General features: G+C 73.0%; 16 protein-coding genes and 1 pseudogene. 7 read left to right on the forward strand and 10 right to left on the reverse strand.

Annotated features, from left to right (window positions below):
- Nucleotides 1-116: 116 nt before the first annotated feature.
- Nucleotides 117-1,007, forward strand: coding sequence for an HAD-IIB family hydrolase (locus tag ACWD3O_RS00665; protein ID WP_451411482.1), 891 nt, complete (start codon nucleotides 117-119; stop codon nucleotides 1,005-1,007).
- Nucleotides 1,008-1,169: 162 nt separating this feature from the next.
- On the opposite strand, the gene ACWD3O_RS00670 is transcribed toward ACWD3O_RS00665, so the two are convergent.
- From ACWD3O_RS00670 to hisC, 5 genes are all read right to left on the reverse strand, one after another.
- Nucleotides 1,170-2,234: a peptidoglycan DD-metalloendopeptidase family protein gene (locus ACWD3O_RS00670; RefSeq protein ID WP_451414420.1), complete on the reverse strand. Its 1,065-nt coding sequence runs from the start codon at nucleotides 2,232-2,234 to the stop codon at nucleotides 1,170-1,172.
- A gap of 214 nt (nucleotides 2,235-2,448) precedes the next feature.
- Nucleotides 2,449-6,096, reverse strand: coding sequence for a thiol reductant ABC exporter subunit CydD (cydD, locus tag ACWD3O_RS00675; RefSeq protein ID WP_451414421.1), 3,648 nt, complete (start codon nucleotides 6,094-6,096; stop codon nucleotides 2,449-2,451).
- 15 nt (nucleotides 6,097-6,111) lie between these two features.
- Nucleotides 6,112-7,113 carry a cytochrome d ubiquinol oxidase subunit II gene (cydB, locus tag ACWD3O_RS00680; protein ID WP_451411571.1) on the reverse strand — a complete coding sequence of 334 codons (1,002 nt, stop codon included), beginning with the start codon at nucleotides 7,111-7,113 and terminating at the stop codon, nucleotides 6,112-6,114.
- Nucleotides 7,114-7,138: 25 nt separating this feature from the next.
- A complete protein-coding gene (locus ACWD3O_RS00685; RefSeq protein ID WP_451411485.1) occupies nucleotides 7,139-8,653 on the reverse strand; it encodes a cytochrome ubiquinol oxidase subunit I in 1,515 nt (504 codons plus the stop codon).
- A 306-nt stretch (nucleotides 8,654-8,959) separates the two neighbouring features.
- Nucleotides 8,960-10,039: a histidinol-phosphate transaminase gene (gene hisC / locus ACWD3O_RS00690; RefSeq protein ID WP_451414422.1), complete on the reverse strand. Its 1,080-nt coding sequence runs from the start codon at nucleotides 10,037-10,039 to the stop codon at nucleotides 8,960-8,962.
- A 393-nt stretch (nucleotides 10,040-10,432) separates the two neighbouring features.
- Between hisC and ACWD3O_RS00695 the strand changes: the two genes are divergently transcribed.
- The 3 genes from ACWD3O_RS00695 to ACWD3O_RS00705 all read left to right on the forward strand — a co-directional run bounded on the left by ACWD3O_RS00695 (nucleotide 10,433) and on the right by ACWD3O_RS00705 (nucleotide 14,554).
- Complete coding sequence (locus tag ACWD3O_RS00695) at nucleotides 10,433-11,545, forward strand: LacI family DNA-binding transcriptional regulator (RefSeq protein WP_451411487.1); 1,113 nt, start codon at nucleotides 10,433-10,435, stop codon at nucleotides 11,543-11,545.
- A 521-nt stretch (nucleotides 11,546-12,066) separates the two neighbouring features.
- The gene (locus ACWD3O_RS00700) at nucleotides 12,067-13,485 is read left to right on the forward strand and encodes a metallophosphoesterase (protein WP_451414638.1); all 1,419 of its coding nucleotides are present in this window, start codon (nucleotides 12,067-12,069) and stop codon (nucleotides 13,483-13,485) included.
- Nucleotides 13,486-13,747: 262 nt separating this feature from the next.
- Entirely contained in the window at nucleotides 13,748-14,554 is an 807-nt protein-coding gene (locus ACWD3O_RS00705; RefSeq protein WP_451414423.1) for a hypothetical protein, read from the forward strand.
- Between the two features lie 343 nt (nucleotides 14,555-14,897).
- Here the strand turns inward: ACWD3O_RS00705 and thiC are convergent.
- Nucleotides 14,898-16,655 (reverse strand): annotated as a pseudogene (gene thiC / locus ACWD3O_RS00710) (phosphomethylpyrimidine synthase ThiC); the annotation flags it as partial.
- A 249-nt stretch (nucleotides 16,656-16,904) separates the two neighbouring features.
- Between thiC and ACWD3O_RS00715 the strand changes: the two are divergent.
- Entirely contained in the window at nucleotides 16,905-18,341 is a 1,437-nt protein-coding gene (locus ACWD3O_RS00715; protein WP_451414639.1) for a YibE/F family protein, read from the forward strand.
- Between the two features lie 134 nt (nucleotides 18,342-18,475).
- On the opposite strand, the gene ACWD3O_RS00720 is transcribed toward ACWD3O_RS00715, so the two are convergent.
- From ACWD3O_RS00720 to ACWD3O_RS00735, 4 genes are all read right to left on the reverse strand, one after another.
- Entirely contained in the window at nucleotides 18,476-18,913 is a 438-nt protein-coding gene (locus tag ACWD3O_RS00720) for an SsgA family sporulation/cell division regulator (RefSeq protein WP_108956397.1), read from the reverse strand.
- A gap of 101 nt (nucleotides 18,914-19,014) precedes the next feature.
- Nucleotides 19,015-19,908 (reverse strand): IclR family transcriptional regulator, encoded by an 894-nt coding sequence (locus tag ACWD3O_RS00725; protein ID WP_451411489.1) that lies wholly within the window; start codon nucleotides 19,906-19,908, stop codon nucleotides 19,015-19,017.
- Between the two features lie 182 nt (nucleotides 19,909-20,090).
- Nucleotides 20,091-20,309 carry a DUF5326 family protein gene (locus ACWD3O_RS00730; protein ID WP_451411490.1) on the reverse strand — a complete coding sequence of 73 codons (219 nt, stop codon included), beginning with the start codon at nucleotides 20,307-20,309 and terminating at the stop codon, nucleotides 20,091-20,093.
- Nucleotides 20,310-20,430: 121 nt separating this feature from the next.
- Nucleotides 20,431-20,748, reverse strand: a complete 318-nt coding sequence (locus tag ACWD3O_RS00735; RefSeq protein WP_451411491.1) for a cupin domain-containing protein — start codon at nucleotides 20,746-20,748, stop codon at nucleotides 20,431-20,433.
- A 60-nt stretch (nucleotides 20,749-20,808) separates the two neighbouring features.
- On the opposite strand from ACWD3O_RS00735, the gene ACWD3O_RS00740 reads away from it, so the two are divergent.
- Together ACWD3O_RS00740 and ACWD3O_RS00745 are read left to right on the forward strand one after the other, a co-directional pair.
- On the forward strand, nucleotides 20,809-21,186 hold the full coding sequence (locus ACWD3O_RS00740) for a phage holin family protein (RefSeq protein ID WP_451411492.1): 378 nt from the start codon (nucleotides 20,809-20,811) through the stop codon (nucleotides 21,184-21,186).
- Between the two features lie 170 nt (nucleotides 21,187-21,356).
- Nucleotides 21,357-22,559: a cystathionine gamma-lyase gene (locus ACWD3O_RS00745; protein WP_451411493.1), complete on the forward strand. Its 1,203-nt coding sequence runs from the start codon at nucleotides 21,357-21,359 to the stop codon at nucleotides 22,557-22,559.
- The last annotated feature ends 75 nt before the right edge of the window (nucleotides 22,560-22,634 follow it).

A 22,634-nucleotide genomic window follows, 5' to 3' on the forward strand; every position in this document is an offset into this window, starting at 1 on the left:
CCTGCCGTGAGGGGGTGCCACGGCGCCCCCTCCAACCCGGCATATCGGGCGGAACCAGCGATTCGAGCGTCGATTCTCACTCAGATGTGCGGGCACCCGCACGCACGTGCTGGCATATGCGGGAGAATGGGCGGGTGACCTCAGCTCTCGAAGCGCCCGCGACCCGGGCCCACGCTGCAGTTCCGCCCCGGCTGATCGCCACCGACCTTGACGGCACGCTGCTGCGGGACGACAAGTCGGTCTCGCCGCGGACCGTCGCCGCGCTGGCCGCGGCCGAGAAGGCCGGGATCGAGGTCTTCTTCGTCACCGGCCGCCCGGCCCGCTGGATGGAGGTCGTCAGCGACCACCTGCACGGCCACGGGCTGGCCATCTGCGGCAACGGCGCCGCCGTGGTCGACCTCCGCGAGGGACCGGGCCGCCACCGCTTCGCCACCATCCGCGAGGTGGGCCACGCGAACGCACGGGAGACCGTCCGACTGCTGCGGGAGGCCGCCCCCGGCACCCTCTTCGCCGTCGAGCAGACCTACGCCTTCCACCAGGAGCTGGCCTATCCGAAGCTCTTCGTGGAGACACCCGACTCCTACGGGGACGCCGACGAGCTGCTGGCCCCCGGGGGCATCACCGCCTCGCTGCCGGTGCTGAAGCTGCTCGCCTTCCACCCCGAGCTGGCCCCGGACGCCTTCCTGGCGCTGGCCCGCGCCGCGGTCGGCGACCGGGTCGGCGTCACCCGCTCCAGCCCCAGTGCCCTGCTGGAGATCAGCGGGCCCGGAGTCTCCAAGGCCAGCACCCTCGCCCTGTGCTGCGAGGAGCGGGGCATCTCCCCCGCGGAGGTGGTCGCCTTCGGCGACATGCCCAACGACGTGGAGATGCTGACCTGGTCCGGCCAGGCCTACGCCATGGGCAACGCCCACCCCGACGCCCTGCGTGCCGCCGGCCGGCAGACCGCGGGCAACAACGAGGACGGCGTGGCGATCGTCATCGAGAAGATCCTGGCCGAGCTGCCGTAGGCGACACGGCGCCCACGGCGACACCGGCACCGGCACCGGCACCGGGCCTTCTCGGCGCCGCCTCGACCGGGCCCTTCCGGCGAGACCTTCACCGTGCCCTTCCGGCGACGCCTCGCCCGGGCCGACCCGGCATCGCCTCGACCGGGCCCGCGGGGCGGCGGCTCAGCCCAGCGGTACTCCTCGGGCGGACAGCCACGGCACGGGGTCCAGCGCCGAGCCGGATCCGGGCGTGACCCGCACCTCGAAGTGCAGGTGGGGACCGGTGGAGTTCCCGCTGGTGCCCGACTGCGCGATCAGCTGCCCCGGGCCCACCTGCTGCCCCTGGTCGACGGTGACCGCGGCCAGGTGGGCGTACTGGGTGTAGTGGCCCCCGGGGTGCTCGATCACCACCTCGATGCCGAACGGGCCGCCGCAGGCGACCCGGGTCACCCGCCCCTCGCCCACCGCCCGCACCGGGGTGCCGATCGGCACCGCGAAGTCCTGCCCGGTGTGCCGGCTCGCCCAGCGTGCCCCGCCCTGCCCGAACCCGGCCGACAGCGTGTATCCGTCCACCGGCGCCACCCACGGCCCGGCCGCCGGCAGCTCGGGCTCCTCCAGGCGGACCGTCCCGCGGCAGGAGCCCGCGGCGACCGAGGCGTCCGCCCGGCCCTGCAGCAGCCCCTGCGCCTCCTCCAGGGTGCTCTGGATCTCCTGGCGGATCCCGGCCAGCTCCGTGGACCGCTGCTCCATCAGCCGGCTGCGATCCTCGGCCTTCCGACGTTCCTCGGTGAGCCGCCGCTCGGCCCGGCGGCTCTTCTCGATCACGTTGTGCACGGCGAGGTCCGCCCGCCAGACCGCGCGGTGACTGGTCATCAGCGCCTCCGGGTCGTCGGCCAGCAGCAGTTGGGCGGTGACCGGCAGCCCGCCGCCCGCCCGGTACTGCGCCCTGGCGTACCGGCCCAGGTCCTCCCGGAGCGCCTTCGCCTCCTGCCGCTTCTCGGCCAGCATCCGGTTCAGCTCCCCGGCCCGGACCCGCTCCGCCTCCAGGCGCCGCGCGCCCGCCTCGTACCGTCGGGTGGCCCGTTCCGCCTCCTGATGGAGGCGCGCCACCCGGGTACTGAGGCCGCCGTCGTCCGGCGGGCCGGAGAGAGCCTGTTCCCCCTCGGCGGCCGCGGGGTGAACGGTGAACGCGGCCAGGAGGCACAGCAGGACGGGAACGAGCGGGCGCGAGCAACGAGGTGAGGGCATGTCAGCGATCGTCGTTCCGCGGTCGCCGCTCGGCCCGTCGAGGACGTACGGCCGGGGGAACCCCTGCGGCAGCCGGGTGAGGCCGCGACCACCTCACGAGGGATCCCCTCCCCGCCGCGGGGCCGGGGGCACCCCCTGTCCCGGCACCAGCGCCCGGGCCCCCTGCCGCGGCGATACCGCGGCAGGGGGAGCGGCCCCGGCGCCCCACCGAGGCCTAGGCGGCGAGCAGCGCCCCCGCCTCCTCGCGTTCCACCATGGCGCGGAACGGACCGTCGGCCACGGCGAGGTCCGCGTACGGTCCGCGTTGCACCACCCGTCCGCCGTCCAGGACCAGCACCTCGTCCACCGCCTCCAGCCCCGCGGTGCGGTGGGTGATCAGCAGGGTGGTGCGCCCCTCGGTGGCCGCCAGCAGGTCGGTGGTGAGGGCGTCGGCGGTCGGCAGGTCCAAGTGCTCGGTGGGCTCGTCGAGCACCAGGACGGGGAAGTCCGCGAGCAGCGCCCGGGCCAGCGCGAGGCGCCGGTGCTGTCCGCCGGAGATCCGCGCGCCGTGCTCGCCGATCAGCGTGTCCAGGCCGTCGGGCAGGGCGTCCGTCCACTCCAGCAGCCGCACCCGGTCCAGCACCGCCCGGAGCTCCGCGTCGGTGGCATCCCTGCGGGCGATCAGCAGGTTCTCCCGGACGCTGGTGTCGAAGAGGTGGGCGTCCTGGGCGCAGAGCCCGACCACCCGGCGCACCTGGTCGCCGTCCAGCTCACGGACGTCCACCCCGCCAAGGGTGCAGGAGCCCGCCTCCGGGTCGAGGAACCGGAGCAGCACCTGGGCGAGGGTCGTCTTGCCCGCCCCGGACGGCCCCACCACCGCGACCCTGCGGCCCGGCCGCAGGGTGAGGTCCACGCCGTTCAACGCGGGCCGGTGCTGCCCCGGGTGACGCGCCGACAGCCCGCGCACCGCGAGCGGGAAGGGCGACGCCGGGACCGGCCGGGGCCGTTCGGGCTCCCGCACCGGGTCCGGCGCGTCCAGCACGTCGAAGACCCGCTCGGCGCCCCGCCGGGCCCGCTGCCGGTACTGCGCGGCGAGTGGCAGACCGAGCACCGCCTCGAAGGCGGCGAGCGGGGTCAGCACCACCACGGCGGTGAGGATGCCGTCCAGTCGTCCGGCGGCCACCGCGGGTACCGCGACCAGCGCGGTGGCGGTCACGGTGAGGCCGCCGATCAGGGCGGTCAGGCCGTCGCCCAGGGCGCTGGCGGACGCGGTGCGGGCGGCGATCCGGGTCAGCGTGGTGTCGGCGGCGCGGGCCGCGGCGAGCCGGGCGGGCAGGGCGCCGGCCACGTCCGCCTCGGCGGTTCCGGTCAGCAGGTCGGTCACCCGGGTCGCCAGCGCGCCCCGCGCGGGCGCGAGCCGTGCCTCGGCCCGCCGGGCCACCGCCGCCGTCAGCAGGGGGACGCCGACCCCGGCCGCCAGCAGCCCCACGGCCAGCACCGCCCCCGCCTCGGGAAGCAGCCACGCGGCGAACCCCACCGAACCCGCGGAGACGGCCAGCGCCGCTCCGGCGGGCAGCAGCCACCGCAGCCAGTAGTCCTGCAGCGCGTCGACGTCGGTGACCAGCCGGGACAGCAGGTCGCCGCGGCGCGCGGTGCGCAGCCCGGCGGGAGCCAGCCGCTCCAGTCGCGCGAAGACGGCCACCCGGGTGTCGGCCAGCATCCGCAGCACGGCGTCGTGCGAGACCAGCCGCTCGGCGTACCGGAACACGGCGCGGCCGATGCCGAAGGCGCGGGTGGCGGTCACCGCGATCATCAGATAGAGCACCGGAGGCATCTCCGAGGCCCGCGAGATCAGCCAGCCGGAGGTGGCCATCAGCCCCACCGCGCTGCCCAGCGCGAGCGTCGCCAGCACCAGCGCGGACCCCAGCCGCCCGGCCCGCGCACCGGACAGCGCCCGGACCCGTCCCAGCACGTCGGGGGAGCCGCCGCGGCCGAACCGCGGCGCCGGGCCTGCCTCGTGCACCAGGTCCGCGGCGGGCTCCACCGCCCCGGACACCTCCACCAGGCCCTCGCCGGTGCCGCCGCCGGCCCGCACACCCGCACGCCGCGCCCCGGGGACCTTTTCCGCGACCATGTCGGCACCGGACGCGCCGTCCGCCCGTCCGGCGGCGGAGCCCGTCCCGAGGGCGTCCGCCAGGGGTGCCGCCTCTCCCCCCGCGTCCGCCGTGACCCCGGTCGCCGTCCCGCCCGAGGCGCCCCGCAGCCGGATCACCCGGTCCGCGACGGAGAGCAGCGCGGGGCGGTGGACCACCAGCAGCACCGTCCTCCCCGACGCCAGCCTCCGCACCGCCTCGGTGACCTCCGCCTCCGTCGCCCCGTCCAGTGCCGCCGTGGGCTCGTCGAGCAGCACCAGCGGACGGTCGGCGAGGAACGCGCGGGCCAGGGCGATCCGCTGCCGCTGCCCCGCCGACAGCCCGGCGCCGTCCTCCCCCAGCACCGTGCCGGTCCCCTCCGGCAGCGCCTCCACGAACTCCAGCGCTCCCGCGTCCGCCAGCGCCCGCCGCACCTCGGCCTCGCCGGCGTCCGGCCGCGCGAGGCGGACGTTCTCCGCGACGCTCGCCGCGAAGAGGTGCGGCCGCTGCGGCACCCAGGCGATCCGTGACCGCCAGGCCTCCGGGTCGATCTCCGCGAGGTCGACGCCGCCCACCCGGACCCGCCCCCGCGTCGGCCGGACGTGTCCGAGCAGCACCCGCAGCAGCGTGGACTTCCCCACTCCGCTGGGCCCCGTGAACGCCACGACCGCCCCGGGCTCCACCGTGAACGAGACGTCCCCGACCGCGTCCTGGGTCCGGCCGCCGTACCGCACGGCGACGCCCTCGAAGGTGATCGTCCCGTCCGCCGGGACCGGCCGGCGGCCCGCCTCCGGCAGCGGCGTCTCCAGCACCGCGAACACCTCTTCCGCTGCCGCCAGGCCCTCCGCAGCCGCGTGGTACTGGGTCCCCACCTGCCGCAGCGGCAGATAGGCCTCCGGGGCCAGGATCAGCACCACCAGGCCGGTGAAGAGGTCCATCTCCCCGTGGACCAGCCGCATGCCGATCGTCACCGCGACCAGCGCCACCGAGAGGGTGGACAGCAGCTCCAGCGCGAACGACGAGAGGAAGGCGATCCGCAGCGTCCGCAGCGTGGCCCGCCGGTACTCCGTGGTGATCCGCCGGATCGACTCGGCCTGCGCCTTGGCGCGCCCGAACACCTTCAGCGTCGGCAGGCCGGCGACGACGTCGAGGAAGTGCCCGGAGAGCCGGGACAGCAGGCGCCACTGGCGCTGGGTGTGGGCCTCGGTGGCCCAGCCGATCAGCGCCATGAAGAGCGGGATCAGGGGCAGCGTGCCCACGATGATCGCCGCGGAGACCCAGTCCCCGGTGACGATCCGCGCCAGCACCACCACCGGGACCACCACGGCGAGGCCGAGCTGGGGAAGGTACCGGGCGAAGTAGTCGTCCAGCGCGTCCACACCCCGGGTGGCCAGGTTCACCAGTGACCCGGTGCGCTGCCCGTCCAGCCAGGAGGGACCGAGGGCGGCTGTCCGTGCCAGCAGCCGCCCCCGGAGTTCGGACTTGACCGCCGCGCTCGCCCGATGGGCCGCGAGCCCGGTCAGCCAGCCGACCAGACCCCGCCCGCAGGCGACGGCGGCCAGCAGCACCAGGGGAGTTCCCAGTTCCCCGAGCGCCAGCCCTCGCTGGAAGGCGCCGACCACCACGCCGGCGATCAGCGTGGCCTGGGCGACGAGCAGTCCGGCGCCGGCCAGGCCCAGGGCCACCACCGCGGCCAGGAAGAAGCGCGTGGTGCGCGCGTACCGCACCAGCCGGGGGTCCACCGGTTTCACGTGAAACCTCGTTCGTCAGTGGCCCACGGCGATGTGCCGCGTGCCGATCCGCTTGCGGAACACCCAGTACGTCCACGCCTGGTACAGCAGCACCACCGGCGTGGCCGCCAGCGCGCACCAGGTCATGATCTTCAGGGTGTAGGGGCTGGACGAGGCGTTGGTGACCGTCAGGCTCCAGCTCTCGTCCAGCGTCGAGGGCATGACCGCCGGGAACAGGGAGAGGAAGAACACCGCGACCAGCGCCACCACGGTCAGGCCGGAGAGGACGAACGACCAGCCCTCCCGTCCGGCCCGCCCGGCGAGCACCGCGCCGCCCAGCGCGGTCGTCGTCACCACCGCCGCCACCAGGCTCGGGGTACCGCCCCGCGTGAGCAGGGTCCACACCAGGAAGCCGGCCATCGGCACCGCGGTGACCGCACCGAGCCGCACCGCCAGCCGGCGCGCCCGGTCCCGGATCTCCCCCTCGGTCTTCAGCGCCGCGAAGACCGCGCCGTGGAAGGTGAAGAGGGCCAGCGTCACCACACCGCCCAGCAGGGCGTACGGGTTGAGCAGGTCGCCCAGGGTTCCCACGTACTCCAGGTCGCGGTCGATCCGCATCCCGCGCACGATGTTGCCGAAGATCACGCCCCAGAGGACCGCGAGCAGCAGGGAGGTCCAGAAGATGGCCGCCTCCCAGTTCCGCTGCCACCGTTCGCCGGAGCGCTTCACGCGGTACTCGAACGCCACACCGCGCAGGATCAGGCAGAGCAGGACCACCAGCAGCGGCAGGTAGAACCCGGAGAAGAGGGTGGCGTACCACTCGGGGAAGGCGGCGAAGGTGGCGCCGGCGGCGGTCACCAGCCAGACCTCGTTGCCGTCCCAGACCGGCCCGATGGTGTTGATCAGCACCCGCTTCTCCACGCGGTCGCGGGCCAGCAGCCGGGTGAGCACGCCTATCCCGAAGTCGAAGCCCTCCAGGAAGAAGTAGCCGGTCCACAGGACGGCGATCAGGACGAACCAGACGTCGTGCAGTTGCAGTTCCATGCGAGCGACTCCCTGCCGGTCAGTACGAGAAGGCCATCGGCTTGTCGGCGTCGCGCGGGTCGCCGCCGATCTTCGTGGGCGGGTTGAGGTCGGCCTCGGTGAGCTCCGGCGGTCCGGCCTTCACGTACTTCACGAGCAGCTTGACCTCGACGACCGCGAGGGCCGCATAGACCACCGTGAAGAGCGCCATCGAGGCGAGGACCTCGCCCTGGCCTACACCGGGGGAGACCGCGTCGCGGGTCTGGAAGACCCCGAACACCACCCAGGGCTGGCGGCCCATCTCGGTGAAGATCCATCCCCAGGCGTTGGCGATCAGGGGGAAGGCCATGGTCCAGGTGGCGACCCGCCAGTAGAGCTGGGTCGTGCGCGGGCCGAGTGCGGCCTTGCCGCGCGGCAGCAGGACCAGGTTCGGGACCTCGTCCTCACCGGTCCGCAGGTGCTGGGGGAGCAGGAACCGCTTGCGCGTCAGCCAGAGCCCGAGCATGCCGATCGTCAGCGAGGCCATGCCGAACCCGATCATCCAGCGGAAGCTCCAGAAGGCCACCGGAATGTTGGGGCGGTAGTCGCCCGGCCCGTACGTCTCCTGCATCTGCTTGTTGAGGTCATTGATGCCGGGCACGTAGTGGTCGAGGTCGTTGGAGGCGAGGTAGGAGAGCAGACCGGGGATCTCGACGGCGACGGTGTTGTGGCCCTCGTCGACGTCCCCGTAGGCGAAGAGCGAGAAGGGGGCGCCGCGCTGGCCCTCCCAGAGCGCCTCCGCCGCGGCCATCTTCATCGGCTGCTGCTCGAACATCACCTTGCCCAGCAGGTCACCGCTGACCGCGGTCAGCAGACCGCCCACCGCCACGGTCACCAGGCCCAGGCGCAGCGAGGTCCGCATCTCCGCGATGTGACGGCCGCGGGCCAGGTGGTAGGCGGCGATGCCGACCATGAAGGCACCACCGGTCAGGAAGGCGGCGGTCAGGCTGTGGAAGACCTGGGTGAGGGTGGTGTTCTGCGTCAGCACCAGCCAGAAGTCGGTGAGCTCGGCGCGGCCCTTCTCCTCGTTGATCCGGTAGCCGACCGGGTGCTGCATCCAGGAGTTGGCCGCCAGGATGAAGTAGGCCGAGAGGATCGTGCCGATCGAGACCATCCAGATGCAGGCCAGGTGGATCTTCTGGGGCAGCTTGTCCCAGCCGAAGATCCACAGCCCGATGAAGGTGGACTCGAAGAAGAAGGCGATCAGCGCCTCGAAGGCCAGCGGGGCCCCGAAGACGTCGCCCACGAAGCGGGAGTAGGCGGACCAGTTCATGCCGAACTGGAACTCCTGCACCAGGCCGGTGACGACCCCCAGAGCGATGTTGATCAGGAAGAGCTTGCCCCAGAACTTGGTGGCCCGGAGGTACTTCTCCTTGCCGGAGCGGACCCAGGCCGTCTGGAGCCCGGCCGTGAGCGCGGCCAGCGAGATCGTGAGCGGGACGAAGAGGAAGTGGTAGACGGTCGTGATGCCGAACTGCCAGCGCGCGAGCGTCTCGGGTGCCAGGGCGAGGTCCACGTGGTCTCCTTCACAGCGGTGCCTCGAGGCGGAGGTTTGTTCCGCCAGATCCGCACATGGGGGGATGAACATGCGCGCTTGTGAAAGCGTTCACATTCACAAGCTATTATCAGCATGTAGGTCCAACGGCCGTACAGGGGGGTCCCCCTTCGGTCCCGGATCGGCCGAAACCCGGCCCTTCCGCCCGGCCCCTGCCCTGCCTGCCCCCCGTCCCCGTCCCCGTCCCCGGGCATGAGGACGGCCCGGCAGCCCCCCTCGGGGGCCACCGGGCCGTGCCGGTCCGGGCGCGCAGGGCCCGGTCGGAGGTCAGAGGGAGCGGCGGAACTCCCCCGCGGCCTTGAGGAACAGGTCGTTGGCCTCGGTCTCGCCCACGGTGACCCGCACGCCCTCCCCGGCGAACGGCCGGACCACCACACCCGCCTGCTCACAGGCCGCGGCGAAGTCCATGGTCCGCTCGCCGAGCCGCAGCCAGACGAAGTTGGCCTCGGTGTCCGGCACGGTCCACCCCTGCTCACGCAGGGCCGCGACCGCGCGGGCGCGCTCGCCCACCAGGTTCCCGACCCGCCCGAGCAGCTCCTCCTCCGCCCGCAGCGAGGCGACCGCCGCGTCCTGCGCCAGCTGGCTGACGCCGAACGGCACGGCCGTCTTGCGCAGCGCGGCCGCCACCGGCTCGTGGGCGATCGCGAAGCCGACCCGCAGACCCGCCAGGCCGTACGCCTTGGAGAAGGTGCGCAGCACACAGACGTTGGGGCGGTCCCGGTACAGCTCCACGCCGTCCGGGACGTCCAGGTCCCGCACGAACTCCCGGTACGCCTCGTCCAGCACCACCAGCACGTCACGGGGCACCCGGTCGAGGAAGCGCTCCAGCTCGGCCCGGCGGACCACCGTGCCGGTCGGGTTGTTGGGGTTGCAGACGAAGATCAGCCGGGTCCGGTCGGTGATCGCGTCGGCCATCGCGTCGAGGTCGTGGACGTCGCCGGAGGTCAGCGGCACCTGCACGGGCGTGGCGCCGCTGATGCGGGTGATGATCGGGTACGCCTCGAAGGAGCGCCAGGCGTAGATCACCTCGTCGCCGGGGCCACTGGTGGACTGCAGCAGCTGCTGGGCGACACCCACCGAACCGGTGCCGGTGGCCACGTGCGAGGCCGGCACCCCGAAGCGCTCCGCCAGTTCCTCGGTCAGACCGGTGCAGGCCATGTCCGGGTAGCGGTTGAAGGACGCGGCCGCGGCCACCACGCTCTCCATCACACCCGGCAGCGGCGGGTACGGGTTCTCGTTGGAGGACAGCTTGTAGGCGACCGGGCCCGACCCCGAGGCCGGGCGGCCGGGCTTGTAGGAGGGCACGGCCTCCAGCGCGGCGCGCAGTGTGGGGATCGTCTCGCTCACCGAAGTCCTCCTCATGACGGCCGGCGGCACACGCGCCGACGGCACCGATGGCTATCAGCCTAAGAGCCCCACGCCGTCGCGGAACCGGCCCGGCCGGAGCGCACCGACCGGCCGGAGCCGCCCTGGGGACGGTGAGGGGCGCAAGCGGCGACATCACGCGCGCCGGTGGCCCGCGCCGTGGCGCGCATCACCCGTGAAGGTGAGTTGCACCCGTTCCGGAGCCGTTTCCATGCACTCGACACGCACACATCACTACATGCGCAGCCACGACAGATGGTTCTGATGCCCTTACTTTCCAAGGCTCAGCTGTCACATGACCATGGAGAAACGTGTCTGTCAACGGTCGGGAAGCCCCCGGCCACCCCCCTCTCCGGGCCCTACTATCGGCTCGCCATGACAGCAGCAGGGAAGCACCAGGTGAACCGGGCGGAGATCACCCGGCGGGGCGGACGTCCGGGCCGGGCGGGCATCCGGGACGTGGCCGCAGCGGCCGGAGTCTCCATCACGACCGTCTCCGACGCCCTCAACGGCAAGGGCCGACTGCCCGATGCCACGCGACGCCATGTCCGGGAGGTGGCCGACCGTCTCGGTTACCGCCCCTCGGCCGCGGCCCGGACCCTCCGTACCGGGAAGTCGGGCCTCATCGGCCTGACGGTGACCACGTACGGGGATGAACCTTTCACCTTCACCGAGTTCGCCTACTTCGCCGAGATGGCCCGGGCGGCCTCCTCGGCGGCACTGGACCGCGGCTACGCCCTGGTGATCCTGCCGGCGACCTCACGGCACGACGTGTGGTCCAACGTCGCCCTGGACGGCACGGTGGTCATCGACCCGTCGGACCACGACCCGGTGGTCGCCGAACTGGCCCGGCAGGGTTTACCAGTGGTCTCCGACGGCCGCCCGAACGGCACGCTCCCGGTGACCGCCTGGGTGGACAACGACCACGAGGCCGCGGTGCTGGGCATCCTGGACCACCTGGCCGCGGCCGGCGCGCGCCGCATCGGACTCCTCACCGGCACCAGCACGGACACGTACACCCGCCTGTCCACCACCGCCTACCTGCGCTGGTGCGAGAACGTCGGCCAGGACCCGGTCTACGAGTCCTACCCGGCGCACGACCCCTGCGCGGGCGCCGTCGCCGCCGACCGGCTGCTGGCCCGCCCGGACCGGCCGGACGCGGTGTACGGCCTCTTCGACCCCAACGGCACCGACCTGCTCGCCGCCGCCCGGCGGTACGGGCTCCGGGTACCGGAGGACCTGCTGCTGGTGTGCTGCAGCGAGTCCTCGGTGTACGCCAGCACCGAGCCGCCGATCACCACGCTCTCCCTGAAGCCGCGCCGCATCGGCACGGCGGTGGTCCAGCTGCTGATCGACGCGATCGAAGGGGTCGCGTCGGACCAGCCGGTCGAGCAGGTCATGCCGACGGAGCTGATCGTCCGCGCCTCCTCCCAGCGCCGCCCCACCCGCACCACCGTGAGTCCTCCGCGCACCCCGAACTCCACCTGAGCGAGGGTGCCGTGCCGTGGGGGGCGGCCCGGGTGGGTGACGCCGGCCCGGGTCGTGGCGGCCGTGGCGCCGGCCCGGATGCGGTTCCGGGCGACGGCGTCGGCCGCGCCCCGGAGGAGGCGGGCCGGGGGTCAGGGGGGTCAGGGGTCCGCTCCCGGTCACGCGGGCGGACCCTCGCCCGCGCCCACCGACACCGCCGGCCGGCGCCGGACGGTGCCGGACGGTGCCGGTGGCCGCCGGTTCGCACGTCCGCGGGCCCCGGGCCGTCGTGCGCGCCCGTGCCGACGCGCGCGCAAAGGGCCCGCAACAGTGACATCCGTCCCGGCGGCGACGTCCCGCAAAGGGCGGCGTCAACCCGTGCACACCGTGCGATTCGACCGAAATCCCGCACGCCAAGGCCTGTTGCCGCAGGATTCACCACCCCTGGGTCGTCCCACGGCACGATCCGCGTTCCTATGATGGGCGCACGACACCGCGGGCCGCTGCCACCAGGCAGTCCGATGCGGTGCAGACGCGGCGCGATGGTGGAGGGGTCGATGACTCAGGGGGCCGGTCGGGGACCCGAGGTGGAGCGCACGGCGACACTGCGCGACTTCCGGGTGCCCGCATACGTCCACGAACCCGCACCGCACCCCGCGGCGGGACAACCTCCGGCGCCCCCGGTCCCACCCGTTCACCTGGCCCCTCCGGCTCACCCGGCCCCTCCGGCGCACCCCGCGGCTCCGGCTCACCCGGCGGCTCCGGCGCCTTCGGCACAGCCGGTTCATCCGGCACGCCCGGCGCATCCGGCCGCTCCCGGGCACCCGGCTCCTTCTGCGCACCCGGTCCACCCGGCCGCCCCCGGGCATCCGCCCGTCCCCGGACATCAGGCTGCGTCGGCGGCCCACCCGGCCCCTCGGGCTCACCTGGTGCCGCCCTCGCCCGCGGGCCAGGCCGCGCCCCCCGCCGAGCCGCACCCCGGCTCCGTGCCCCCGGAGGCCTTCCCGGACGGGATGCCCGAGGAGTACACGCCGACCGAGCGCGACCTGCCGGTGATCCGCCGGGGCGACACGCTCCAGCTCGGCCCGTCCGTGGCCGCCGCCGCGGAGCCCGCCGAGTCCCCCGCCCCCGGCAAGCCCGCCCCCGGACCGCTCTACGTGGTGGGCGACGTCCACGGCTACCTCGACGAACTCCTCGACGCCCTGCGGGAGCAGGGGATCGTCGACGAGAACGGCAACTGGTCGGCCGGCACCACCCGCCTGTGGTTCCTCGGCGACTTCACCGACCGCGGCCCGGACGGCGTCGGCGTGATCGAGCTGGTGATGCGGCTGTCGGCCGAGGCCGCGGCCGCGGGCGGTTACTGCAAGGCCCTGCTGGGCAACCACGAACTGCTCCTGCTCGGCGCCAAGCGGTACGGCGACACCCCCGTCAACTCGAGCGCCGGCACGGCCACCTTCCAGGCGGCCTGGCTGCTCAACGGCGGGCAGAAGGCCGACATGGAGCGCCTCCAGGACCACCACCTGCAGTGGATGTCCCGGCTCGCCGCCATGGAGGAGGTCGACGGCCACCTGCTGCTGCACTCCGACACCACCGCGTACCTGGAGTTCGGCAACTCCACCGAGGAGGTCAACGACACCGTCCGGGAGACGCTGACCCGCAACGACCCGGACGAGGTCTGGGACCTCTTCCGCAAGTTCACCAAGCGGTTCGCCTTCCGCGACGCCGGTGGCGCCGAGGCGGCCCGCGAGCTCCTCGACGCCTACGGCGGCACCCGGATCGTGCACGGCCACAGCCCGATCCCCTACCTCACCGGCGAGGCCGGTGGGGAGGACGGTGAGGGCGGCTCGGGCCGCCCGACGATCGACGGCCCGCACGTCTACGCCGACGGACTCGCCATCGCCATGGACGGCGGGGTCACCATGGCCGGCACCCTCCTGGTCCGCCGCCTGCCGATCACCTGACCCGCCCGGTCGAACCGTCCGGGCGGCGTGACGCGGTGAGGCGTCAAGTCCCTTGTGTCACAGGGGTGTTCAGCCGCCCCAGCGCCCGTCCGAACCGGGCGGATTCCGGCGGGGAAACCGTGAAACTCCCCGTAATCCCCTTGTCATCACCCGCCGCCGCGGCACTACCATCGGACTATCCGTAGCAGGCTCCCCTCCGTCCCAGCCAGACGGCTCGTCGGCATGCCGAGCCACCAGCCCTACGGAGCATCGGGGGATGCACATGACCAGCCACCCGCGGCACCTGCGGAACGAGGACCGCCCCGATTTCGAGCGAGCCCTGGACGAGGCCCTCCGCTCGACCTCGCGCTACGACCACCCGGCGGCCCTTTCCGCCCGGCCCACCACCGAGCAGCTGCGCTCGCACGCCCTCTCCTGCGCGGACGAGATCCTGCAGGAGGCGGCGCCCGAGTACGACCACTACGTCGACCTGCGCGAAGGCCTCCGGAGCCTGGCCGCCGTGGAGCAGGAACCGGGATCCGAGGGGGACGACCTCCGCACGCTGCGGGAGGCCGACGACTCCGGGCCCGGGGCCGCCGCCGTGACGGTCGTCCTGGCCCCGCTGCTGGCGGGTGCGTCCGCGGTCGTCCTGCTGCTGATCGGCTACCTGCTGAAAATGCTCACGCCGGAGCCGGCGATGGCGGGAAAGCTGCTGACCGCCGGCTGGGTGTTCGGCGCGCTGGCCGCAGCCGGGCTGCTGGCCGCGGCGGCCGGGCTGCTGGTCACCGCCCTGCGCAACGGGTCCCGTGCCTACCACGTGGAACCGCGGGGCCGGCGGGACGCGGACCTCGAGCGGGCCCGTGCGGAATGGCTGGACGCCCTGCGTGAGCGCGGCATCCAGCCGTTCCTGGACCGGGCGTCGACCTCGTCCCCGCAGGTCTCCCCGGCCGGCGCGCCACTGCCGGACCCGGGCGACCGCGACGGCTACCCCGGTCCCGGCCGGGAGCCCAACCGGATCACCAGCCCGCGCTTCAGCAGCCCCGGGTACAGCAGCCCGGACTTCTCCAGCCACAACCGCCGCCCCAGGTAGTGGTCCCCGCGCCTCACGGCGCGGGGGCACACCCGGGTCGGCAGTGCCGCACGCCAGTGCCGAAGCACCGGACGGAACACCGGGGCAGGCCAGGTCGCACACCCCGGACCCGGCCTGCCCCGGCCGAACCGGCGGCACCTGACGGCGTCGACCGCACACACCACACCGACCGACCGAGGACGCGGAACGGACCGACGGACGCGGAACGGACCGCGGCGGGCCGCCGCGGTCTCACCCACCGCGGCGGTCCGCCCAGGAGACGCCGCGACCCGTCAACCCGTCAGGCCCGGCCCGCCCCCTCCGGCTGCCCGGGAAGAGCCGCCCGGTCCGCCCGGTCCGGCCGTTCCGTCAGCGGCACGTAGACCCGGTTGCCGCCCGCCGCGAACTCCTTGGACTTCTGGAGCATCCCCTCGGCGACCTCCTCCGCCGAGGCGGCCGCCCCGGCGTCACCGCCGAACCGCTCGTTGATGTCCCGGCTGATCCGCATGGAGCAGAACTTCGGCCCGCACATGGAGCAGAAGTGCGCCGTCTTCGCCGGTTCGGCCGGCAAGGTCTCGTCGTGGAACGCCCGTGCCGTGTCCGGGTCCAGGGAGAGGTCGAACTGGTCCTCCCACCGGAACTCGAACCGCGCGTCGGAGAGCGCGTCGTCCCACTCCTGCGCGCCCGGATGCCCCTTGGCCAGGTCCGCCGCGTGCGCGGCGATCCGGTAGGTGATCACGCCGGTCTTCACGTCGTCCCGGTCGGGCAGCCCCAGGTGCTCCTTGGGGGTGACGTAGCACAGCATCGCCGTGCCCCACCAGGCGATCATCGCGGCGCCGATGCCGGAGGTGATGTGGTCGTACCCCGGAGCGATGTCCGTGGTCAGCGGGCCGAGCGTATAGAACGGAGCCTCATCGCAGATCTCCTGCTGAAGGTCGATGTTCTCCTTGATCTTGTGCATCGGGACGTGTCCCGGGCCCTCGATCATCGTCTGCACACCACAACGCCTGGCGACGCGGCCGAGTTCCCCGAGCGTGTGCAACTCGGCGAACTGCGCCTCGTCGTTGGCGTCGGCGATCGACCCGGGCCGCAGACCGTCGCCCAGCGAGTAGGTGACGTCGTAGGCGGCCAGGATCTCGCTCAGTTCCTCGAAGTTCTCGTAGAGGAAGCTCTCCTTGTGGTGCGCGAGACACCAGGCGGCCATGATCGACCCGCCCCGGGAGACGATGCCCGTCTTCCGCCCGGCCGTCAGCGGCACGTACGCCAGCCGCACACCGGCGTGCACGGTCATGTAGTCCACGCCCTGCTCCGCCTGTTCGATCACCGTGTCCCGGTAGATCTCCCAGGTGAGCTCCTCCGCCTTGCCGTCGACCTTCTCCAGCGCCTGGTAGAGCGGCACGGTGCCGATGGGGACGGGGGAGTTGCGCAGCACCCACTCACGGGTGGTGTGGATGTTCCGCCCGGTGGAGAGGTCCATGACCGTGTCGGCGCCCCAGCGGGTCGCCCAGGTCATCTTCTCCACCTCCTCCTCGATCGAGGAGGTCACCGCCGAATTGCCGATGTTGGCGTTGACCTTCACCAGGAACCGCTTGCCGATGATCATCGGCTCGATCTCCGGGTGGTTCACGTTGGCCGGCAGCACCGCCCGTCCCGCGGCGATCTCCTCGCGCACGACCTCCGGCGGGACGTCCTCCCGGATGGCCACGAACTCCATCTCGGGCGTGATCTCGCCCCGTCGCGCGTAGGCGAGCTGGGTGACGGGTCCGCCGTCCCGGCCGCGGCGCGGTCGCCGCGGCTGGCCCGGGAAGACCGCGTCCAGGTTGCGCAGTCCGCCGCGCGGTGCGGTGTGGCGGATGCCGTCGTCCTCGGGGCGGACCGGGCGGCCCGGATACTCCTCGGTGTCCCCGCGGGCGATGATCCAGTTCTGCCGCAACGGCGACAGGCCCCGGCGGACGTCGGTGTCCACCGCCGGATCGGTGTACGGGCCGGAGGTGTCGTAGAGCGACACCGTGCGGCCGTTGGTGAGGTGGACCCGTCGTACCGGCACGCGGATGTCGGGGCGGGAACCCTCGACATGGCCCTTGTGCCAACGAGCAGGCGTGCGTGCTTCCTTGTCGGTCATGAGACCTACTCCCTACGCCGGCATTACCCGGTAACAGGTTCGGCGGTCGACGCAGCGGTCTCCGGCACGATGTTTCCCGTGAAACATCGCCTGTGCGCCCTGTGAACCAGGGCGGAACGGAGGTCAGCGTCCTCTCAGCCCGGTGCTCCGAGCTCCCGCGTGTGCAAAGGTGACCCCACGCTAGCGTCCCGCCGGGCGCGGTGAACAGTAGGCCACTGTCACTCTTGGGATGATCTGTCCGTGAGCACCATGCAACCGCCTCCCGAACCGCAGCGTCCCTCCTCCGACGCACACGTGCCTCACGGCCATGCGCAGCACGGCGCCCGCCCCGACCACGGTCGCGGCCCCGGCCCGGCACCCGATCCCGCCGCCCCCGCACATGGGCATGGGCACGGCCACAGCCATGCCCATGGACCGGCCGCACCGGCCTCCCGCCGGCTCCGGCGGATCATCGCCGCCGTCCTGGTGCCGTTCGCCGCCGCCGTGGCGGTGGGCCTGCTGGCCCTCTGGCCCGGTGGCGCCCCGGACCACGAGCGTTCCGGCGTGGGCTTCGACCGGCACACCGAGCAGGGCACCGTGACCCGCGTCGAGAAGACGGCCTGCGGACAGCAGCCGGACCAGAAGCAGGAATGCACGCTGGCCACGGTGCGCATCGACACCGGCAAGGACGAGGGCCGCACCTTCGTCGAGACGGTCCAGCGCGACCAGTCACGGCAGTTGGCGAAGGGCGACTCGGTGATCGTCGCCTACGAGCCGACCGCGCCCAAGGAACTGCAGTACTCCGTGATGGACATGGACCGGAAGTTCCCGCTGACGCTGCTGGCGGGCATCTTCGCGGTGGCGGTCGTGATCGTGGGCCGGCTGCGCGGCCTGATGGCGCTGATCGCGCTGGCGGTGAGCTTCATGGTGCTCACCCTCTTCATCCTTCCGGCCATCCTGCAGGGCTCGAACCCCCTGCTGGTGGCGGTGGTCGGCTCCAGCGCCATCATGCTGATCGCGCTCTACCTGTGCCACGGACTCTCGGCCCGGACATCGGTGGCGGTCCTGGGCACCCTGGTGTCGCTGCTGCTGATCGGCGTCCTGGGCTCGGTGTTCATCGGCTGGGGCGACCTCACGGGCAACACCGACGACAACACGGGCCTGATCCACGGCCTCTACCCGCAGCTCGACATGAGCGGTCTGCTCCTGGCCGGCGTCATCATCGGTTCGCTCGGTGTCCTCGACGACGTCACCGTCACCCAGACCTCCGCGGTGTGGGAGCTCCACGAGGCCAATCCCTCGCTCGGGCCGCGCGGGCTCTACCGGGCCGGTCTGCGCATCGGCCGGGATCACATCGCCTCGGTGGTCAACACCCTGGTCCTCGCCTACGCGGGTGCGGCGCTGCCGCTGCTGCTGCTCTTCTCCATCGCCCAGAGCAGCGTGGGGTCGGTGGCCAACAGCGAGCTGGTCGCCCAGGAGATCGTGCGCACCCTGATCGGTTCCATCGGCCTGGTGGCCTCGGTGCCGGTGACCACCGCGCTGGCCGCCCTGGTGGTCTCCGCCGACCGCCCCGGGCCGGACGGCTCCGGCGCTCCCCGGACGGCCGGCCGGGGAGTCGGGCGTTCCGCCGGGCAGTCCTCCGGCCGAAGCTCCGGCGGGCGGGGGACCGGCGGGCGGGGGACCCGGGGACGTCGCCGCCGCCGCTGATCACCCGCGCGTCTCCCCGTGTCGAGAGCCGGCGCGGACGCCGGCCGCCGACGGGGCGGAGGAGGCCCGGCCGCCCTCGGGCCGCCGGGCGGAAGCGTTCCTTCACGGGAGCGACGCGGGCCACGGCGACGGGGTCAGCCGGCGCTCTGTTCCTCGGCCAGGATGCGGTCCAGCGCCTCGTCCAGGTGCGCGTCGAAATCGGCGAGCGCCCCCTCCTGGCCGAGCGGCACCAGCTTGTCCGTCCGGTCCAGGAAGGCAACCAGGGGGGCGGCTCCGGAGCGGAACAGCGCCTGGTCACGGCCCACCTGGAGCCTGATCAGCACCTCGCCCAGCATGTCCGGGTCGGCGGGCGACACCCGGACGTCACCGTCCCCGCACGGCCGCCCCACCCCGTCGATCAGCAGCTCCCGACCGAAGGCCCAGGTCACCGGTGCGTCACCAGGAAGGTGAAAGGTCAGTCGCACGGCGAACGGATCAGAGGTCTCGTAGCGCAGCTCGACCGGAATGCGGAACGAGAGCTCGTCCGAGACGAGAAAGTTCATCATGACCTCTGCCTGCACCGACTCGCGCATCGCCTACCCCGTCTTTTGTCCTCGGGTTGTCCGGGACTCATCCTGCTGACCCTGCGCGCCATCTTGCTGAACGTACACGGCGAATCACAAGGAGTGATTTTTCAGATACTGAAAGACAGGGCCAGGACACCGGGCTGACGCCCGATCTCGGCCTGCAGCCGACGGGCCGCGGGAAGCAGGTGATCGGCCTGCTGGACGGGCAGCGAGACCGCCACCGTGGCGACGAGCGTGCCGATCCGGATGGGGATCGCGGCGCACACCGTGCCGAGCGCGTACTCCTGACGCTCGATCACTGGCTCCCCATGGCGACCGGCCGCCAAACGCCGCAGCAGGACCCGTTCGTCCTCGACGGTGTACCGCGTGAGCGGCTGCACCGGGTGGCGGGCCAGATGGTCCCGCCGGGCGTCCTCGTCGAGCTGGGACAGGAGGCACTGCCCGATGGCGTGCGCGTGCCCGGTGGCCCGGAAGTCGGCCCACTCGTCGACGGCGGGGGTCTCCGGGGAGTCCGCGACACCGAGCACCTCGATCTCGCCGTCGCGGTAGCGGGCGCAGTACAGCGGCGCGCCGATGGTGTCGTGCCAGTGCGCCAGCGCGTCGGCGACGACGCGACGTTTCTGCCGGGCCAGCCTGCGGCCCAGCCGCTCGGAGGCGTCCCCGAGGTGGAAGAGCCCGCTGTCGCGCCGCAGATAGCCCTCGTGGACCAGGGTGCGCAGCAGGTGGTACGTCGTCGGCAGCGCCACTCCCGTCTGCCGGGCGAGCTGCTTGGCGGGCGCGCCGCCCTCGTGCTCGGCCACGGTCTCCAGCAGCCGCATGGCCCGCTGGACGGAACCGATCAGCGTCGCCGGCCGGCCCTGCGCCGCGCCACCCGTGGACCCGCCCCTTCTGCCTCTCGCGGAGCCCTCCTCGGCGGGGGCGGCCGCGTGGCCCGCCTGGGTGGGCTGGACGGGCACGGAGGGGGCGCGTCGTGCGGCGGACGCAGTGTCGGCCGTGGCCAAGGGTCACTCCCGGAGCGCGAGGGGGCTGCCCGTGCCGGGGAAACACGGGGACTGTGCGGGCCGCCCGCGGGGGCTCTGACTCCCCCGCGACGAGTTCCGGACTCTAACGGTCCGTCACCTGCGGGATACACCCCGCGGACCACACTTCCCTCTCACGAGGGATCCACCCCTTGCGCTCCTGGCTACCACTTCTCGTCGGACGACGAGGACGAGGACCCCGTGAACTTCCGCACCACGAAGATGAGGCCGCCCACCAGTGCGACGAAGAGCAGCACCTTGAACAGCAGCCCCACGAGGAAGCCCAGCACGTTCGCTATCAGGCCTCCGAAGACCACCAGGGCGATCACCGGGATCGCGACCCACTTCACCCACCACGGCACGTCCGCGAGGATCTCACGCATCGCCCAGCCCCTTCTCCCAGCACGTCTTCCGGTACGTCTTCGATGCTAGGCGCGGAAGGGGCCCGGCAGGCGCCTCGGGCACCCTCGTTCGTCCCTGATCGCTCCCCTAAGGGTTGGCGGGTCAGCCCTCGGGGGGCGAGAAGACCACCATGACCCGCAGGTCCTCGCTGATGTGGTGGAACTTGTGGGGCACCCCGGCCGGCACGTAGACCACGCTGCCCCGCGCCACCTCCGTGGTCTCGGCCCCCACCGTCAACCAACCGCGTCCGCTCACCACGAGGTACACCTCGTCCTGATGGTGCGGCTGCTGCGGGTCCTGCGCGCCCGCGTCCAGGGCGTAGAGCCCCACCGACATGTTCCGCTCACGCAGGAACTGCAGGTACGCGCCGTCGTTGGCGGCCCGCTCCGCCTCCAGTTCGTCCAGCCGGAATGCCTTCATCGCCCCGCTCGCCCCTTGAGGTCAGCACCGAAATCGATCTCGTCTGCCACGATCAGACCCATGATGAACTTCTTGGTCAAGACGCTCGCCAACGCGGGCGCACTGGCGGTCGCCGTATGGCTGATCGACAAGATCAGTCTCGAGGGCGGCAGCACCGGCAAGAAGGCCGGCACCCTGATCGTGGTGGCGCTGATCTTCGGTCTCGTCAACCTGCTGGTGAAGCCGGTCGTGCAGCTGCTCACGCTGCCGCTCTTCATCCTCACCCTCGGCCTGATCACCCTGGTGGTCAACGCCCTGATGCTGATGCTCACCTCCTGGATCGCCGGGAAGCTGGACCTGAGCTTCCACGTCGACGGCTTCTGGACCGCGGTCCTCGGCGGCCTCGTCGTCGCGGTGGTCTCCTGGGCCCTGAACCTGGTGCTGCCCGACAAGGACTGACCCGGCCTACTCCGGCCTCCCGCCGCTCCGACGACCCTCCCGTCCGCCGCGGCCCGCCCCGGGGTCGTGACGCACACCCGTCCGCCCGCCGGCCCGACCGTCCTGAGACAGTGGGGGCCGGTGGGCGCGGCAGGCCGCACCGGACGTGAGCAGCAGGAAGGACGGGCCGCATGAACTACGACTCCCCGGCGAACGCGGCGGGCGACGCCGACGGCACGGAGGCCATCCCTCCGCGGAAGGGCGACGGGACGCGCGCCGTGCGCGCCGGTCTGCCGGAGCCCCTCAAGCACGAGCCGACCCTCCCCGGCCCCGTCTTCGCCGCCCACTTCCACCTGCCGGGCGAGCCCACCGGTCCGTACACCTACGGCCGGGACGAGAACCCGACCTGGACGCTGCTGGAGAACGCCATCGGCGAACTCGAGGCGCCCGGCCGGGACGACGTCGAGACGCTGGTCTTCCCCTCCGGCATGGGCGCGATCTCCGCGGTCCTGTTCTCCCAGCTGAGGACCGGTGACGCCGTCGTCCTGCCCAGCGACGGCTACCAGGTCTTCCCCCTGGTGCGCGCCCAGCTGGAGGCCTTCGGCGTGGAGGTGCGCACCGCGCCCACCGGCGGGGACGCGCAGCTGGAGGTGCTCGACGGCGCCAGGCTGCTGTGGATCGAGACGCCCTCCAACCCCGGCCTGGACGTCTGCGACGTGCGCCGGCTCGCCGAGGAGGCGCACGCGCGGGGGATCGCGGTAGCCGTCGACAACACGCTGGCCACCCCGCTCGGCCAGCGGCCGCTGGAGCTGGGCGCGGACTTCTCGGTGGCCAGCGGCACCAAGCAGCTCACCGGCCACGGAGACGTGCTCCTGGGCTATGTGACGGGCGCGCGCGGCGAGGCGATGGACGCGGTCCGGCGCTGGCGGAAGATCGTCGGCGTGATCCCCGGCCCGATGGAGGCCTGGCTGGCCCACCGCTCCCTCTCCACCCTGCAGCTGCGGGTGGACCGGCAGGCGGCCACCGCCCTCACCCTGGCCAGGACCCTCAAGGAGCGGCCCGAGGTGGCCGACCTGCGCTACCCGGGACTCCCCGACGACCCGTCGCACGCCGTGGCCTCGCGTCAGATGCGCCGCTTCGGCTGCGTCGTCTCCTTCACCCTCCCCGACCGCGAGCACGCGGAGCGCTTCCTGGAGTCGCTGCGGCTGGTCGACGAGGCGACCAGCTTCGGCGGGGTGCGGTCCAGCGCCGAGCGGCGCGGCCGCTGGGGCGGGGACGCGGTGCCGGCGGGCTTCATCCGGCTCTCGGTGGGCGCCGAGGATCCGGAGGACCTGGTGGCGGACGTCCTGCGCGCCCTGGACGAGGCCGCGCGGCCGGCCGTCTCCGGCGGCTGATCCCGTACGACGCGAACGCCCGGTCCGAGCCTCCCCCCTCGTGGCTCGGACCGGGCCGTCCGCACGCCGTGCGAC

Source organism: Streptomyces sp. NPDC002640 (genome assembly GCF_053592575.1).

What these genes read in the sequence shown, in the direction of transcription:
- ACWD3O_RS00665 (WP_451411482.1), top strand. Translation starts at nt 117, where the DNA reads ATGCGGGAGAATGGGCGGGTGACCTCAGCTCTCGAAGCGCCCGCGACC.
- ACWD3O_RS00670 (WP_451414420.1), bottom strand. Translation starts at nt 2,234, where the DNA reads ATGCCCTCACCTCGTTGCTCGCGCCCGCTCGTTCCCGTCCTGCTGTGC.
- ACWD3O_RS00695 (WP_451411487.1), top strand. Translation starts at nt 10,433, where the DNA reads ATGACAGCAGCAGGGAAGCACCAGGTGAACCGGGCGGAGATCACCCGG.
- ACWD3O_RS00700 (WP_451414638.1), top strand. Translation starts at nt 12,067, where the DNA reads ATGGTGGAGGGGTCGATGACTCAGGGGGCCGGTCGGGGACCCGAGGTG.
- ACWD3O_RS00705 (WP_451414423.1), top strand. Translation starts at nt 13,748, where the DNA reads ATGACCAGCCACCCGCGGCACCTGCGGAACGAGGACCGCCCCGATTTC.
- ACWD3O_RS00715 (WP_451414639.1), top strand. Translation starts at nt 16,905, where the DNA reads ATGCAACCGCCTCCCGAACCGCAGCGTCCCTCCTCCGACGCACACGTG.
- ACWD3O_RS00720 (WP_108956397.1), bottom strand. Translation starts at nt 18,913, where the DNA reads ATGCGCGAGTCGGTGCAGGCAGAGGTCATGATGAACTTTCTCGTCTCG.
- ACWD3O_RS00730 (WP_451411490.1), bottom strand. Translation starts at nt 20,309, where the DNA reads ATGCGTGAGATCCTCGCGGACGTGCCGTGGTGGGTGAAGTGGGTCGCG.
- ACWD3O_RS00735 (WP_451411491.1), bottom strand. Translation starts at nt 20,748, where the DNA reads ATGAAGGCATTCCGGCTGGACGAACTGGAGGCGGAGCGGGCCGCCAAC.
- ACWD3O_RS00740 (WP_451411492.1), top strand. Translation starts at nt 20,809, where the DNA reads ATGATGAACTTCTTGGTCAAGACGCTCGCCAACGCGGGCGCACTGGCG.
- ACWD3O_RS00745 (WP_451411493.1), top strand. Translation starts at nt 21,357, where the DNA reads ATGAACTACGACTCCCCGGCGAACGCGGCGGGCGACGCCGACGGCACG.